Annotated in this window: 13 protein-coding genes; all 13 read right to left on the bottom strand. The window is 72.1% G+C overall.

The window, feature by feature from the left end; all coding sequences use genetic code 11:
* A partial coding sequence (locus ACZ6J5_RS05550) for a hypothetical protein (protein WP_469387894.1) occupies positions 1-224 on the bottom strand: 224 nt, incomplete at its 3' end.
* 236 nt (positions 225-460) lie between these two features.
* Positions 461-1,249, bottom strand: coding sequence for a TIGR03936 family radical SAM-associated protein (locus ACZ6J5_RS05555; protein WP_469387896.1), 789 nt, complete (start codon positions 1,247-1,249; stop codon positions 461-463).
* Positions 1,250-1,477: 228 nt separating this feature from the next.
* Positions 1,478-2,167 carry a hypothetical protein gene (locus tag ACZ6J5_RS05560; RefSeq protein WP_469387898.1) on the bottom strand — a complete coding sequence of 230 codons (690 nt, stop codon included), beginning with the start codon at positions 2,165-2,167 and terminating at the stop codon, positions 1,478-1,480.
* Between the two features lie 75 nt (positions 2,168-2,242).
* Positions 2,243-4,174 (bottom strand): TIGR03960 family B12-binding radical SAM protein, encoded by a 1,932-nt coding sequence (locus ACZ6J5_RS05565; protein ID WP_469387899.1) that lies wholly within the window; start codon positions 4,172-4,174, stop codon positions 2,243-2,245.
* A gap of 52 nt (positions 4,175-4,226) precedes the next feature.
* Positions 4,227-5,759 carry a CYTH and CHAD domain-containing protein gene (locus tag ACZ6J5_RS05570; protein WP_469387901.1) on the bottom strand — a complete coding sequence of 511 codons (1,533 nt, stop codon included), beginning with the start codon at positions 5,757-5,759 and terminating at the stop codon, positions 4,227-4,229.
* Positions 5,760-5,801: 42 nt separating this feature from the next.
* Entirely contained in the window at positions 5,802-7,001 is a 1,200-nt protein-coding gene (gene rodA, locus ACZ6J5_RS05575; protein ID WP_469387903.1) for a rod shape-determining protein RodA, read from the bottom strand.
* Between the two features lie 4 nt (positions 7,002-7,005).
* A complete protein-coding gene (gene mrdA / locus ACZ6J5_RS05580; RefSeq protein ID WP_469387904.1) occupies positions 7,006-9,261 on the bottom strand; it encodes a penicillin-binding protein 2 in 2,256 nt (751 codons plus the stop codon).
* A 19-nt stretch (positions 9,262-9,280) separates the two neighbouring features.
* Entirely contained in the window at positions 9,281-9,949 is a 669-nt protein-coding gene (gene mreD, locus ACZ6J5_RS05585; protein ID WP_469387905.1) for a rod shape-determining protein MreD, read from the bottom strand.
* Positions 9,946-11,025 carry a rod shape-determining protein MreC gene (mreC, locus tag ACZ6J5_RS05590; RefSeq protein ID WP_469387907.1) on the bottom strand — a complete coding sequence of 360 codons (1,080 nt, stop codon included), beginning with the start codon at positions 11,023-11,025 and terminating at the stop codon, positions 9,946-9,948. The genes mreD and mreC overlap by 4 nt, the downstream gene beginning before the upstream one ends.
* Before the next feature lie 122 nt (positions 11,026-11,147).
* Positions 11,148-12,167 (bottom strand): rod shape-determining protein, encoded by a 1,020-nt coding sequence (locus ACZ6J5_RS05595; RefSeq protein WP_046905593.1) that lies wholly within the window; start codon positions 12,165-12,167, stop codon positions 11,148-11,150.
* Between the two features lie 299 nt (positions 12,168-12,466).
* Complete coding sequence (ndk, locus tag ACZ6J5_RS05600; protein ID WP_469387910.1) at positions 12,467-12,880, bottom strand: nucleoside-diphosphate kinase; 414 nt, start codon at positions 12,878-12,880, stop codon at positions 12,467-12,469.
* 62 nt (positions 12,881-12,942) lie between these two features.
* Positions 12,943-13,299, bottom strand: a complete 357-nt coding sequence (locus tag ACZ6J5_RS05605) for a DUF4233 domain-containing protein (RefSeq protein WP_469387911.1) — start codon at positions 13,297-13,299, stop codon at positions 12,943-12,945.
* 3 nt (positions 13,300-13,302) lie between these two features.
* Positions 13,303-14,841, bottom strand: a complete 1,539-nt coding sequence (folC, locus tag ACZ6J5_RS05610; RefSeq protein WP_469387913.1) for a bifunctional tetrahydrofolate synthase/dihydrofolate synthase — start codon at positions 14,839-14,841, stop codon at positions 13,303-13,305.
* Between the last annotated feature and the right edge of the window lie 80 nt (positions 14,842-14,921).

The raw sequence follows: 14,921 nt of genomic DNA on the forward strand, positions 1-14,921 counted from the left end.
CGACGGGTGCGCGGGGCCGGAGCGGCCTCCTCGGCGGCCAGGGCGGGAGCCTCGGCGACCGGCGCGACCGGCGCGGCGGGGGTGTCGGTGGTCTCGGCGGACCCGGCGGTCACCGGCGGGCCGGCCGGCCGGGAAGCGGCGCGGCGCCTGCGGCGCGGCGGCAGCTTGTCACCGGGTGCGTTGTCGACGCCTTCGGCGGCGTTGTCTTCGTGCTGTTCGAGCATGTCGGGCGGTTCTCCCGTCACGCCCCCGGGCGCCGCGTCTGAGTCCGGTCCGGCGGCACGAACGCGCGAAGTGCGCGGTGCCGCCGTCCGGGGCGCGGGCGCCGCACGGGAGCTGTATGTCTGGCTCGCCGGTTCCGTACGCCTTCTGCGGACGGCCTGGCGAAAGTCTTGTGGTCAACGCGCGGCCCGACCCAGGTGGCTCCCGGATACGAGGGCTGCGCTACGACGACCGCTCCCTACGCGGTGCCCGCACCCGGCGCCGTCGCTGAGGCGGTCGCGGCGGCCGTGGATGGGGCGGCCGTGACTGCCTCGCGGTCGGGCGCGAGCGGGTCGGTCACCGTGCCGGACTCCTCGTCGAAGAGCCCCTGCGCCAGCCTGGTCACCGCTGCGGGGACCGGCGGCGCCAGGTCGGCCACAGCTCGGAGACCGGACAGGACGTCGTCAGGTCGTACGGCAGGTGTCACGTGCCGAACAACCAGCCGCAGTATCGCACAGGCGCTGTCCAGCGGCCTATCACCCTGGGGATCGCCCGGGGCGGCCGAGGTCAGGTCGACGACGGCGGCACGGGTGTCGAAGGTGCGGATGCCGTTCTTGGTCTTGCGCTGTACTTCCACCGTCTCGGCCGCGAGAAACGTCTCGACGGCCTTCCGCGCGTCCTCGGGGTCCACGCCGTCGAGGCGCAGCTCCCAGACGGAGGCGGTCAGCCGGTCGGCCAGGCCGGAGGTGCGGGCCTCGACGGCGTCGGTGATGTCGAGCCCGTCCGGCAGGGACTCGTCGAGCAGGAGCCGGAGCGTCTGGGGGTCGCGCGCCTCGGCGAGGGCGATCTCCAGGTACTCGGCCTCGGAGCCCGTGCCCGTGGGGGCGGCGTTGGCGTACGACACCTTGGGGTGCGGGGTGAAGCCGGCCGAGTACGCCATGGGCACCTCGGCGCGGCGCAGCGCGCGCTCGAAGGCGCGCTGGAAGTCACGGTGGCTGGTGAACCGGAGGCGTCCGCGCTTGGTGTAGCGCAGTCGGATGCGCTGCACCGCCGGGGCGGGCGGCGGGCCTTCGGGCTGTCGCTTGCCCAGTGGTTCTTCTCCTCGGTGCGGGGCGGGCGCGGTGTGGCGCCGCCCACGAAATGCGGTGTGCCCTGGGGGGCCCGCCCGGCTCACCCCCGCCGGAACGGGGAGATCTCGGGTGCGGGGGCCGCGCCGGGTACGTTCGTTGTACTACCCAGAGTACGCGCCCGGGCCACCTCCGGTTCCCCGGGCCGGTCAGACGGGGCCGCCGAAGAGGGCCCGCCACACCTCGCGGGTGGCGGCGCGCACGGCCCGCGCGGCTTCGGCGGCGGGGCGTACGGCGTAGGTGTGCAGCCAGTGGCCCATGGGAGTGAGGATCACCCGGTACGCCCAGGCGAGGGGGCGGCCGACGCCGTGCCAGAGCGTCCAGGCGAGGGCCCGGCCGAGGGCGCGGGAGAGGATGCCGGCGACGTCCCAGGCCCAGCGGAGGGACGGCGCGAGGAGCCACTGCCAGAGCCATCCGGCCGGGGTGAGGAGGATCCGGTCGAGCAGCCACCACAGGGCGCGGGCGACGGGGACGACGATCCAGCGCCACAGCCACCGCAGCGGGACCAGCAGCAGGTGCTCGGCCAGCCAGGCGAACGCGCGGCCGAGCGGGACGAGGGCCTCGCGCCACAGCCACCGCAGCGGGACGAGCAGCAGGTGCTCGGCCAGCCAGGCGAACGCGCGGCCCACCGGCACCAGGACCCGGCGCCACAGCCACCGCAGCGGCACCAGCAGCAGGTACTCGGCCAGCCAGGCGAGCGCGCGGCCGACCGGGGCGAGGACCAGGCGCCAGAGGTGTTTCGCGAGGTACCGCAGGGCGTCCCAGAGCAGTCGGACGGGGACGACGACCACGAGGGCGACCGCGCGGGCCACGGCGGTGAGGCAGCCCCTGTTTTCCATGTTCACGACGAGAACGACGCGACGGCCCGGCGAAGGGTTTCCCCTTCGCCGGGCCGTCACCGGAGCGTTATGGCGCTACGTGTTCACGACCGACAGCGGCAGCAGCTTCTTGCCCGTCGGGCCGATCTGGATGTGGGTGTCCATCTGCGGGCAGACGCCGCAGTCGAAGCACGGGGTCCAGCGGCAGTCCTCGACCTCGGTCTCGTCGAGGGCGTCCTGCCAGTCCTCCCAGAGCCAGTCCTTGTCGAGACCGGAGTCCAGGTGGTCCCAGGGCAGGACCTCCTCGTAGGTGCGCTCGCGGGTGGTGTACCAGGCGACGTCCACGCCGAAGTCGGGCAGCGTCTTCTCGGCGCACGCCATCCAGCGGTCGTACGAGAAGTGCTCGCGCCAGCCGTCGAAGCGGCCGCCGTCCTCGTACACCGCGCGGATGACCGCGCCGATCCGCCGGTCGCCCCGGGACAGCAGGCCCTCGACGATGCCGGGCTTGCCGTCGTGGTAGCGGAAGCCGATGGAGCGGCCGTACTTCTTGTCGCCCCGGATCTTGTCGCGCAGCTTCAGCAGGCGCGCGTCGGTCTCCTCGGCGGAGAGCTGCGGGGCCCACTGGAACGGGGTGTGCGGCTTGGGCACGAAGCCGCCGATGGAGACGGTGCAGCGGATGTCGTTCTGGCCGGAGACCTTGCGGCCCTCGGCGATCACGTTGATCGCCATGTCGGCGATCTGCAGGACGTCCTCGTCGGTCTCCGTCGGCAGGCCGCACATGAAGTACAGCTTCACCTGGCGCCAGCCGTTGCCGTACGCGGTGGAGACGGTCCGGATCAGGTCCTCCTCCGAGACCATCTTGTTGATGACCTTGCGCATCCGCTCGGAGCCGCCCTCGGGGGCGAAGGTCAGGCCGGAGCGGCGCCCGTTGCGCGTCAGCTCGTTGGCGAGGTCGACGTTGAACGCGTCCACGCGGGTCGACGGCAGCGAGAGACCGATCTTGTCCTCGGTGTAGCGGTCGGCCAGGCCCTTGGCGATCTCGCCGATCTCCGTGTGGTCCGCGGAGGACAGCGAGAGCAGGCCGACCTCCTCGAAGCCCGTCGCCTTGAGGCCCTTCTCCACCATCTCGCCGATGCCGGTGATGCTTCGCTCCCGCACGGGGCGCGTGATCATGCCGGCCTGGCAGAAGCGGCAGCCTCGGGTGCAGCCTCGGAAGATCTCGACGGACATGCGCTCGTGGACGGTCTCCGCGAGCGGGACGAGCGGCTGCTTGGGGTAGGGCCACTCGTCGAGGTCCATGACGGTGTGCTTGGACACCCGCCACGGCACGCCGGACTTGTTCGGCACGACGCGGCCGATGCGCCCGTCCGGCAGGTACTCGACGTCGTAGAACGCCGGGATGTACACCGAGCCGGTCTTCGCGAGGCGGAACAGGACCTCCTCGCGCCCGCCGGGGCGGCCCTCGGCCTTCCACTGGCGGATGATCTCGGTCATGTCGAGCACGGCCTGCTCGCCGTCGCCGATGATCGCCGCGTCGATGAAGTCCGCGATCGGCTCGGGGTTGAAGGCGGCGTGGCCGCCCGCGAGCACGATCGGGTGGTCGACGGTCCGGTCCCTGGCCTCCAGCGGGATGCCCGCGAGGTCGAGGGCGGTGAGCATGTTGGTGTAGCCGAGCTCGGTGGAGAAGCTGAGGCCGAAGACGTCGAAGGCGCCGACGGGGCGGTGGCTGTCCACGGTGAACTGCGGCACCTGGTGCTCGCGCATCAGCTCTTCGAGGTCCGGCCACACGCTGTAGGTGCGCTCGGCGAGGACGCCCTCGCGCTCGTTCAGCACCTCGTAGAGGATCATGACGCCCTGGTTGGGCAGGCCGACCTCGTACGCGTCCGGGTACATCAGCGCCCAGCGGACGTCGGCGGACTCCCAGGGCTTGACCGTGGAGTTCAGCTCTCCACCGACGTACTGAATCGGCTTCTGCACGTGCGGGAGCAGAGCTTCGAGCTGTGGGAAGACAGACTCGGCAGCAGACATCTCGAACCTTCGTGAGCTGGCAGGGGGGCGACTCTCAAGCGTACCCCGGGGCTCAGCGGCCCAAGGACGCCCGCAGCGCCGGGGCCCCGGCCCGCTTCCGGAGTCCGGGCAGCTCCCGCTCCCGCGCCGCCGCCTCGGCCTCCTCCCGTCCGTACAGGAGTCCCCAGGTGAACGCGGACTCGCCGGCCCCGTGCGCCTGGGCCGCGAGCTCGCGCAGGGCGGTGCGGGCGACGACGCCGTCCTGGTGCTCGCCGAGCAGGGTCTGCACCGCCTTCATCCGCGTGGCCAGGCGTTTCGCGGGCTTGCCGAGGACGGGGCGGGCGGCCTCCCCGGCGTAGCGGGCGCGTTTGGCGGCCTTGCGGGCCTCGTGCAGGGCGAGGTCACGGGCCGGTCCGGGGCCGAGCGCGAGGGCGTGGCCGAAGCGGCGGTCGACCCGGTCGAGGTCCTTGCGGGCGGCGCGGGCGAGCACCCGGTCGGCCTCGCGGGCGGCGGCCGGGCGCAGCGGCGGGTCGGCGAGGAGGGCGTCGAGGGCGTCCAGGAGCGCGAGGTGGCGCGCCGAGTCGAGGGCGGCGAGCGCCGTGCGCCGGGCCTCGTCCGCGCGCCCCGCGCCGCGCCGGCGCAGCCGGGCGTGGACCGGGCCGATCCGCAGGCTCCCGGGCAGTGCGTCGAGGCGGCCGGCGAGCCGGGTGCCGAGGACCTCCTCGTCGCGGGCGGCGCCGAGCTCGCCGGCGAGCCACTTGAGCTCCGCGCCGAGCGGGCCGGTGCGATCCCGGTCGAGGACCGTGCCGTACGTCCGGAGGGCGCTGCGCAGGCGGCGGCAGGCGACCCGCATCCGGTGCACGGAGTCGGGGAGCTCGCGGCGCACGGCGGGGTCGAGGGCGACGAGCGCGTCGCGCTGGGTCCGGAGGTACGCGAGGACGGCGTGGCCCGCGGTGCCGGGGGCCGGGGCGGGGGCCGGGCCGCCGTCCGGGAGGCGGTCCGGGGCCGCGGCGCCGGTCTCGGCGAGCGCGCGGGCCAGCTTCGAGGGGGCCGCCGAGGGCCGGATGCCGGCCTTCTCCAGGCGGCGGCCGACGGCGTCGAGGACCGCCGGGTCGGCGCCGTCGGCCAGCTCGACCTCGATCTCGGTCCAGGCGGCCTCGCCGGGGCCGGTGAGGCGTTCGGCGCGCACGGTGTCGACGGAGAGCTCGGCGAGGAGGGCGCCGTCCTTCCCGGTCAGCAGGCGCACGTCGCGCCGGGAGCGCAGCCGCACGACGGGGCGGACGGGCTCGTCGCGGACCAGGGAGCGGACGAGCCCCGCCAGGGAGCCGGGCAGGGTCTCCGAGAGCGGGGCTCTGATCTCGTCGCGGATGCCGGTGGCGACGGGGAACTTCAGGTGCCAGCCGGCGTCCGCGCCGCCGGTGCGGCGGCGCAGGGTGAGCGAGGCGGCGGCGAGCCGCAGGTCGGCCGTGTCGTAGTAGACGGCGTCGAGCTCGGTGACGCCCTCGTCGGTGACGGCCGCGACCCCGGCCGCCCGGGTGAGGTCGGGGAGCACCGTCCCGTCGTCGGCCTCGTACTTGCGCTCGATCTCGCGCTTCGTCTCCGCCATACTTCGAATCTAGACGCGGAAGGGGCGCGGGGGCAGTACGGCTCAGGCCGTTATCTTCGGCTGCACCCGGATCGACTGGAGCAGTCCGATCGCCACCCAGACGGCGAACATGGACGAGCCGCCGTAGGAGACGAAGGGCAGCGGGAGTCCGGCGACCGGCATGATGCCGAGGGTCATGCCGATGTTCTCGAAGGACTGGAAGGCGAACCAGGCGATGATGCCGGCGGCGACGATCGTGCCGTACAGCTCGGTGGTCTCGCGGGCGATCCGGCAGGCCCGCCAGAGGATGACGCCGAGCAGGACGAGGATCAGTCCGGCGCCGACGAAGCCGAGCTCCTCGCCCGCGACGGTGAAGACGAAGTCGGTCTGCTGTTCGGGGACGAACTGGCCGGTGGTCTGGGAGCCCTTGAAGAGGCCCGCGCCGAGCAGCCCGCCGGAGCCGATGGCGATGCGCGCCTGGTTGGTGTTGTAGCCGACGCCGGCCGGGTCGAGGTCGGGGTTGGCGAAGGCGGCGAAGCGGTTGATCTGGTACTCGTCGAGCATCCCGAGCGCGGTGACCAGGACGGCGCCGAGGACGCCGGCGCCGATGAGGCCGAGGACCCAGCGGTTGGAGGCGCCGGAGGCGAGCAGCACGCCGAGCACGATGACGGCCATGACCATCACGGAGCCGAGGTCGGGCATCAGCATGACGATGCCCATGGGGAGCGCGGCGAGCGTGAGCGCCTTGGCGACGGTGCGGTGGTCGGGGTGGAGCTGGTCGCCCGCGTCGACCTTCGCGGCGAGCAGCATCGCCATCACCAGGATGATCGTGATCTTCACGAACTCGCTGGGCTGGAGCGAGAAGCCGCCGCCGACGACGATCCAGGCGTGGGCGCCGTTGATGGTGGCGCCGAGCGGGGTGAGGACGGCCAGGATCAGCAGGATCGACAGGCCGTAGAGGATCGGCACGGCCCCGCGCAGGGTGCGGTGGCCGAGCCAGATGGTGCCGATCATCAGGGCGAGCCCGATGCCGGTGTTGAGGACGTGCCGGAAGAGGAAGTAGTACGGGTCGCCCTGGTTGAGCGCGGTGCGGCCCCGGGTGGCGGACCAGACGAGCAGCGAGCCCATCAGGGACAGGCCGAGCGCGGAGAGCAGGATCGGCCAGTCGAGCCGGCGCAGCACCGAGTCGCGGGCGGTCAGCCGCGCCAGGGTGCCGCGCTCGGGGGCGTAGCGGGAGACGGAGAAGCCGTGGGGTGTGGTCATCCGTTCAGAGCCTCCCTCGGGTGGCGGGCGGACCCGCGAGCGGGTCGTCGGGCTTCTTCGCCGGTACGGCGGGGTCCGCGGGGTCGGCGGGCGGGTTGCCGCCCTGGTCGGCGACCTGCTTGAGCGGGTCGGCGGGGTCGACCTTGCCGGCGTCGGGGTCGTACGGGCCGATCTTCGGGGCGTCGATGGAGCCGTCCGGCTGGATCTTCGGCAGCGCCCGCTGCGGCTGCGGCAGCAGGGCCCGCTTCAGGTCCTGCTTGCCGGCGTCGTCGAGCCCGTAGAGCGCGTCGTAGATGTTGCGCACGGCGGGGCCGGAGGCGCCGGAGCCCGTACCACCCTGGGCGATCGTCATGATGATCGCGTAGTCCTTGGTGTACGTGGCGAACCAGGAGGTCGTCTGCTTGCCGTAGACCTCCGCGGTGCCCGTCTTGGCGTGCATCGGGATCTTGTCCTGCGGCCAGCCGCCGAAGCGCCAGGCAGCCGTGCCGCGGGTCGCGACTCCCGCGAGGGCCTCGTTTATCAAGTCGCGGGTGTTGGCGTCGAAGGGCAGCCGGCCGTGCGACTTGGGCGCGATCTCGGTGGTCTTCTTGCCGTCGGCACTGATGACGGCCTTGCCGACGGTGGGGTTCCACAGGGTGCCGCCGTTGGAGATGGCGGCGTAGATGGTGGCCATCTGGATGGGGGTGACGAGGGTGTCGCCCTGTCCGATGGAGTAGTTGACGGAGTCACCGGCGCGCATCAGGTTGCCTTCGAGGCAGTTCTCGTAGGAGAGCTGCTGGACGTAGTCGCCGCCGCGCTTGCCGTTCTTGCACCACCAGTCCTTGTTGGCCGCCCAGAACTTCTGCTTCCACTGGCGGTCGGGGACGCGGCCGGTGACCTCGTTGGGGAGGTCGATGCCGGTCTCGGCGCCGAGGCCGAACTGGTGGGCGGTCTTGTAGAACCAGTCCCCCGGGTTCTTCTTCGGCTTCATCCCGCCGTCCTTCTGCCACTGCTGGTGCGCCAGCGCGTAGTAGACGGTGTCGCAGGAGACCTCCAGGGCCTGCCCGATGGTGATGGAGCCGTGGCCCTGGGACTCGAAGTTCTTGAAGACCTGGTTGCCGATGGAGTACGAGGAGGGGCACGGGTAGCGCCCGTTGAAGTCGTACCCGGCGTTGACGGCGGCCGTGCTGGAGACCACCTTGAAGATGGAGCCGGGCGCGGCCTGGCCCTGGATGGCGCGGTTGAGCAGCGGGAAGTTGGAGTTCTTGCCGGTGAGGGCCGCGTAGTCCTTGGCGGAGATGCCGCCGACCCAGGCGTTGGGGTCGTAGTCGGGCTGCGAGGCCATGGCGACGATCCGGCCGGTCTTCGCCTCCATGACGACGACGGCGCCGGCGTCGGCCTTGTAGTTCTCGCTGGTGTTCTTGTCGTAGACCTTGCGGGCCTCGACCATCGCGTTGTGCAGCTCCCATTCGGCGACCGCCTGGACGCGGGCGTCGATGGAGGTGACGACGTTGGCGCCGGGGACGGCCGCGTCGCTCTTGGCCTGGCCGATGACCCGGCCGAGGTTGTCGACCTCGTAGCGGGTGACGCCGGCCTTGCCGCGCAGCTCCTTGTCGTAGGTGCGCTCCAGGCCGGAGCGGCCGACCTGGTCGGAGCGCAGGTACGGGGAGTCGGTGTCCTTGGCCTTCTCGATCTCGCCGTCGGTGACGGGCGACAGATAGCCGAGCACCTGGGAGGTGCGGGACTTGCCGGGGGCCGGGTAGCGGCGGACGGCGGCGGGTTCGGCGGTGATGCCGGGGAAGTCCTCGGCGCGCTCCCGGATCTGGAGGGCCTGCTGGGTGGTGGCCTCGTCGGTGACGGGGATCGGCTGGTAGGGCGAGCCGTTCCAGCAGGGCTTGGGGGTCTTGGAGTCGCAGAGCCGGATCTTGTTGACGACCTCGTCGGGCTTCATGCCGAGGACGCCGGCGAGCCGGGTGAGGACGGCCTTGCCGTCGTCCTTCATCTTCATCAGCTCGGTGCGCGAGGCGGAGACCACGAGCCGGGTCTCGTTGTCGGCGAGCGGGACGCCGCGGGCGTCGAGGATGGAGCCCCGGACGGCGGGCTGGACGACCTGCTGGACGTGGTTGTTCTTCGCCTCGTCGGTGTACTCCTGGCCGTTGCGGATCTGGAGGTACCAGAGGCGCCCGCCGAGGGTGAAGAGCAGGGAGAAGACGAGGACCTGGATGACGACGAGCCGGATCTGGACCCGGGGGGTCCGCCCGGTCTCGGGGATGTTGCTCATGCTGCCGCTGCCCCCTGGGTCACAGTCGCTTGACTCCCTTGATGCGTCCGGCGCGCGAGGCGCGGGTCCGGGCGGCCTTGACGCGCAGGCCGCCGCGCTGGTTGCCGATCCTGAGGCCGGTGCCGGAGGAGAGCCAGCCGGAGGCGACGTCGGCCCCGTTGGCGCCGGTGGCCTCGGCGAGCGGGTCGTTCTCGGCGCGCCGGGCCAGCGCCATGATCAGCGGCACGGTGAAGGGCGCGAGGAGCAGGTCGTAGAGGGCCGCGGTGAACAGCAGGAAGCCGAGGCCGACGTGGCGGGCGGCGGTGTCGCCGACGAGGGCGCCGACACCCGCGTACAGCAGGGTGGAGCCGAGGGCGGCGGCGACGACCACGGCCATGGGTCCGGTGGCGGACTTCAGGCGCCCGTTGTCGGGGCGGGCCAGGCCGCAGAGGTAGCCGACGACGCAGAGCACCAGGGCGTAGCGGCCGGCGGCGTGGTCGGCGGGCGGGGCGAGGTCGGCGAGCAGGCCGGCGGCGAAGCCGGTGAGGGCGCCGGTGACGTGCCCGTACGACAGGGCGAGGGCGACGACGGTGAGCAGGACGAGGTCCGGGACGGCACCGGGGAGCTGGAGCCGGGCGAGGACGGAGACCTGGACGACGAGCGCGACGACGACGAGCGCGGCGCAGAGCAGGATGCGGTTCAGCTTCACGGTGTGGCGTCCCCCTGGTCCTGCGGCGGCTGGTTCTGCTGGTCGGCGGCGGCCTGCCCGTCGGGCTTGCGCTGGTCGGCGGCCTGCCCGTCGGGCTTGCGCTGGTCGGCGGCGGCCTGGCCCTGGGCCTGGTCGGCGGGCTTCTGGCCGTCGGCGGGCTTCTGGCCGTCCGGCGGCGGCGGGGTGACCGTGACGGTGACGGTCGGCGCGGGCTTGGGCTTCTGCGGCAGCACCATGTCGCGGGGGTCGCTGCGCGGGGCCTGGACGACGACGCCGACGATGTCGAGCTTGGTGAAGCCGACGTACGGGCGGACGTAGACGTTGCGGGTGAGGCCGCCGCCCGCCGGGTCGACGCGGACGACCTCGCCGACCGGCACTCCGGGCACGAAGGGCTTGTCGGCCTGCGAGCCGAAGGTGACGAGCCGGTCGCCCTTGTTCACCTTGGCCTTGCCGTTGAGGAGCTGGACGAGGAGCGGGCGGTCGCCCTGGCCGGTGGCGAAGCCGAGTTCGTCGGTCTTCTCCATGCGGGTGCCGACGGTGAAGTCGGGGTCGTTGGCCAGCAGCACCGTGGAGGTGGAGGGGCCGACGGTGGTGACCCGGCCGACGAGCCCGGAGCCGTTGAGCACGGTCATGTCGCGGCGGATGCCGTCGCGGGCGCCGACGTCGATGGTGACGGTCCAGGAGAAGCCCTGGGCCGCTCCTATCGCGATGACCTCGGCGCCCTTGATGCCGTACTGGCCGGCGCCGGCGGTCTTCAGCATGGCGTCGAGCTCGCGCAGGCGGTTGCGGTTGCGGTCGTCGCTGCCCAGCTTGGCCTTGAGGGCGGCGTTCTCCTGCTCCAGGGCGGCGATCCGGTTGTGCCGCTCCCCGGAGTCGCGGACCGCTCCTATGGCGTTGCCGATGGGGTCGACCGCCGAGGCGACTCCGTTCTCGACGGGGCCGAAGACCGCGGCCGCGGCCTGTCGGGCACCGTCGACCGGCGACTCCTGGCCTCCTCTGATGTCCACCGTGATCAGTGCGAACGCGATGGCGATCAGCAGCACCAGGAGCAGCCGGCTCTCTCGTGTGTCCCTCACGTGCGGCGGCCGTGCCCTTCCTCGATGGTTACGGGGGGTGTGACGCGCCCCCGGGCCCGGGAGCCCGGGGGTGGATGGAGTTGTCGGGGCCGGCCCTCACGGGCCGGTCGCGCGGTGCCGGGTCAGCGGCGGGGCTGGGCGTCGAGGACCTGCTGGAGGGCCTCGAACTCCTCGACGCACTTGCCGGAGCCGAGGGCCACCGAGTCCAGCGGGTCCTCGGCGATGTGGATCGGCATCCCGGTCTCGCGGCGCAGGCGCTCGTCGAGCCCCCGGAGCAGCGCGCCGCCACCGGTGAGAACGATGCCTCGGTCCATGACGTCACCGGAGAGCTCCGGCGGGCACTTGTCCAGGGTGGTCTTCACGGCGTCGACGATCGCGTTCACCGGCTCCTCGATGGCCTTGCGGACCTCGGCGGCGGAGATGACGACGGTCTTGGGGAGGCCCGAGACGAGGTCGCGGCCGCGGATCTCGGTGTGCTCGTCCTGGTCGAGGTCGTAGGCCGAGCCGATGGTGATCTTGATCTGCTCGGCGGTGCGCTCACCGAGGAGGAGCGAGTACTCCTTCTTGATGTGCTGGATGATCGCGTTGTCGAGCTCGTCGCCGGCCACCCGGATGGACTGTGCCGTGACGATTCCGCCGAGCGAGATGACGGCGACCTCGGTGGTGCCGCCGCCGATGTCGACGACCATGTTGCCGGTGGCCTCGTGGACCGGGAGGCCCGAGCCGATGGCGGCGGCCATGGGCTCCTCGATGATGTGCACCTGGCGGGCGCCGGCCTGGGTGGAGGCCTCGATGACGGCGCGGCGCTCGACTCCGGTGATGCCGGAGGGCACGCAGACGACGACCCGGGGCCGGGCCAGGTAGCGGCGCTTGTGGATCTTGAGGATGAAGTAGCGGAGCATCCGCTCCGTGATCTCGAAGTCGGCGATCACGCCGTCCTTCAGCGGGCGCACGGCGACGATGTTGCCGGGCGTGCGGCCGATCATCTTCTTGGCCTCGGCGCCCACCGCGAGGATGCCGCCGGTGTTGGTGTTGATCGCGACGACGGACGGCTCGTTCAGAACGATGCCTCGACCCCTGACGTACACCAGCGTGTTGGCGGTCCCGAGGTCGACAGCCATGTCACGGCCGATGAACGACATTGAGTTCCCCTTGTTTCCCATGAGGATGCGTCGGGCCTTCCCTAGCGGAGCGTTGACGGCTTCTCAGGTCGGCGAGGTGGTGGCTGAGGAGGGTACGGCGTGGAGTTCTCCATCGTAGTGCCGCCCGCCCGGATACCGCGCGGCGGACCGCCTCTGCCCACCTCTGTATAGGTGACGGTAGGACGCGGCGATCCGTTCCCGGGAATGGCGTTCATATGCCTGGGGGCGACCGAATTCCTTCGGTCGCCCCAGGGGGTGGCGCTGTTCGGCTGACACGCGGTCAACCGGGGTGGGCCGGATCAGACGAGGCCCGGGAAGAAGATCTTCAGCTCGCGCGTGGCGGACTCCTCGGAGTCCGAGGCGTGGATCAGGTTCTCCCGCACGATGGTGCCGAAGTCGCCGCGGATGGAGCCGGGGGCGGCGGCGATCGGGTCGGTCGGGCCGGCCAGGGTGCGCACGCCCTCGATGACCCGCTCGCCCTCGACGACCAGCGCCACGACCGGGCCGGAGGCCATGAAGCCCATCAGCGGCTCGTAGAAGGGCTTGCCCTTGTGCTCGCCGTAGTGCTGCTCCAGGGTCTCCTGGTCCAGCTCGCGCAGCTCCAGGGCCGCGAGGGTCCAGCCGGCCTTGCGCTCGATGCGACCGATGATCTCGCCGACCAGGCCACGGCGGACGGCGTCGGGCTTCAGCAGGACGAGCGTGCGCTGGCTCACGGGGGAACTCCTTCGGAAAAACGGTGCGGGCCTTGAGGCTACAGGGCCCGCACCGGCCGCGATCACGCAGCGTCAGGCCCTGCGGAGCCTTCCCGGGCGGCCCAGCCGGCCTTGATCTCGTCGATCTTCCGGCCGTAGTGCACGGACGCCCACCACAGCACGGCGAAGACCGCGCCGAGGAAGAACATCACGGGCACGAAGAAACCGCTGGCCACCAGGCCCAGCTGGAGGACCCAGCCCGCCTGCACACCGCCCGGACGGGTGATCATCCCGCACAGCAGCACCGACAGGGCCATGGCGATCCCGCAGACCGTCCAGACGGTGGACATCTCCAGGGAGTCGTCCTTCATGGCGACCAGGCCGGCGAAACCGATCACGAAGAACTCGCCGATCAGCGTCGAGGAGCAGAGCGTGCGCATCGGTCAGCCTCGCTTCAGCAGCAGCCGGGCGTCGCCGACCGTGAAGATCGAACCGGTCACGAGGACACCCGCGCCCGCGTACTCGTCCTGCTCCTCGGCGAGGGTGATCGCCGCCTCCAGGGCGTCGTCGAGCCGGGGCTCCACGACCACCCGGTCCTCGCCGAAGACCTCGACCGCGATCGCGGCCAGCGCGTCGACGTCGGTGGCCCGGGGGTTGGAGTTCGCCGTCACCACGATCTCCGCGAAGATCGGCTCGAAGGCCTCCAGGAGCCCTCGGGCGTCCTTGTCGCCGCTGGTGGAGACGACGCCGATCAGCCGCGAGAAGCCGAAGGACTCGGTGATGCCGTCGGCGGTGGCGCGGGCGCCGTGCGGGTTGTGCGCGGCGTCCAGGATGACCGTCGGCGAGGAGCGCACGACCTCCAGGCGGCCCGGCGAGGCCACCTGGGCGAAGGCCCGGCGGACCGTGTCCAGGTCCAGGGTGCGGGCGTGCTCCGAGCCGATGCCGAAGAAGGCCTCGACGGCGGCGAGCGCCACGGCCGCGTTGTGCGCCTGGTGCGCGCCGTACAGCGGCAGGAACACGTTGTCGTACTCGCCGCCCAGGCCGCGCAGGGTCAGCAGCTGGCCGCCGACCGCGATCTCGCGGGAGACGATGCCGAACTCCATGCCCTCGCGGGCGACGGTGGCGTCGACCTCGACGGCCTTCTTCAGCAGCACCTGGGCCGCGTCGACCGGCTGCTGGGCCAGGATGACGGTGGCGTCCTGCTTGATGATCCCGGACTTCTCGCCGGCGATGGCGCCGGTGGTGTCGCCGAGCCGGTCGGTGTGGTCCAGGTCGATCGGGGTCACGACGGCGACGGAGCCGTCGATCACGTTGGTCGCGTCCCAGGTGCCGCCCATGCCGACCTCGACGACGGCCACGTCGACCGGGGCGTCGGCGAAGGCCGCGTACGCCATGCCGGTGAGGACCTCGAAGAAGGAGAGCCGGTACTCCTCGCGGGCGTCGACCAGCTCCACGTACGGCTGGATGTCCCGGTACGTCTCGACGAAGCGCTCGGCCTCGATCGGGGCGCCGTCCAGGCTGATCCGCTCGGTGATGGTCTGCACGTGCGGCGAGGTGTAGCGCCCGGTGCGCAGGTCGAAGGCGCCGAGCAGGGCCTCGATCATGCGGGCCGTGGACGTCTTGCCGTTGGTCCCGGTGATGTGGATCGAGGGATACGCGCGCTGCGGCTCGCCGAGCACGTCCATCAGGGCCGCGATCCGGGTGACCGAGGGCTCCAGCTTGGTCTCGCCCCAGCGGGTGGACAGCTCCGTCTCCACGTCCCGCAGCGCCTTGTCGACCTCGGGGTCGAGCGGGCGGGAGGGGACGGGGTCGCCCTGCGGCGGGCCGGACACGGCGCGCAGGGTGCGGCTGCCGGCCTCGATCACCGCCAGGTCGGGGTCCCTGTCGGTCTCGGTGTCGATGATCTGATCGAAATCGTCGATCCGATCGACATCGTCGAAGGCATCGGACGGGTCGTCGCTGCGGTCGCTCGGCTCACTCACGCCCCTCAGTCTACGGAGGGGGGCCGACAGGACGTTGGACCCACCCCATTCGGGACCTTCGGCCCACCGTCGCCCCGGCC

The organism is Streptomyces sp. NPDC042100, from assembly GCF_055582325.1.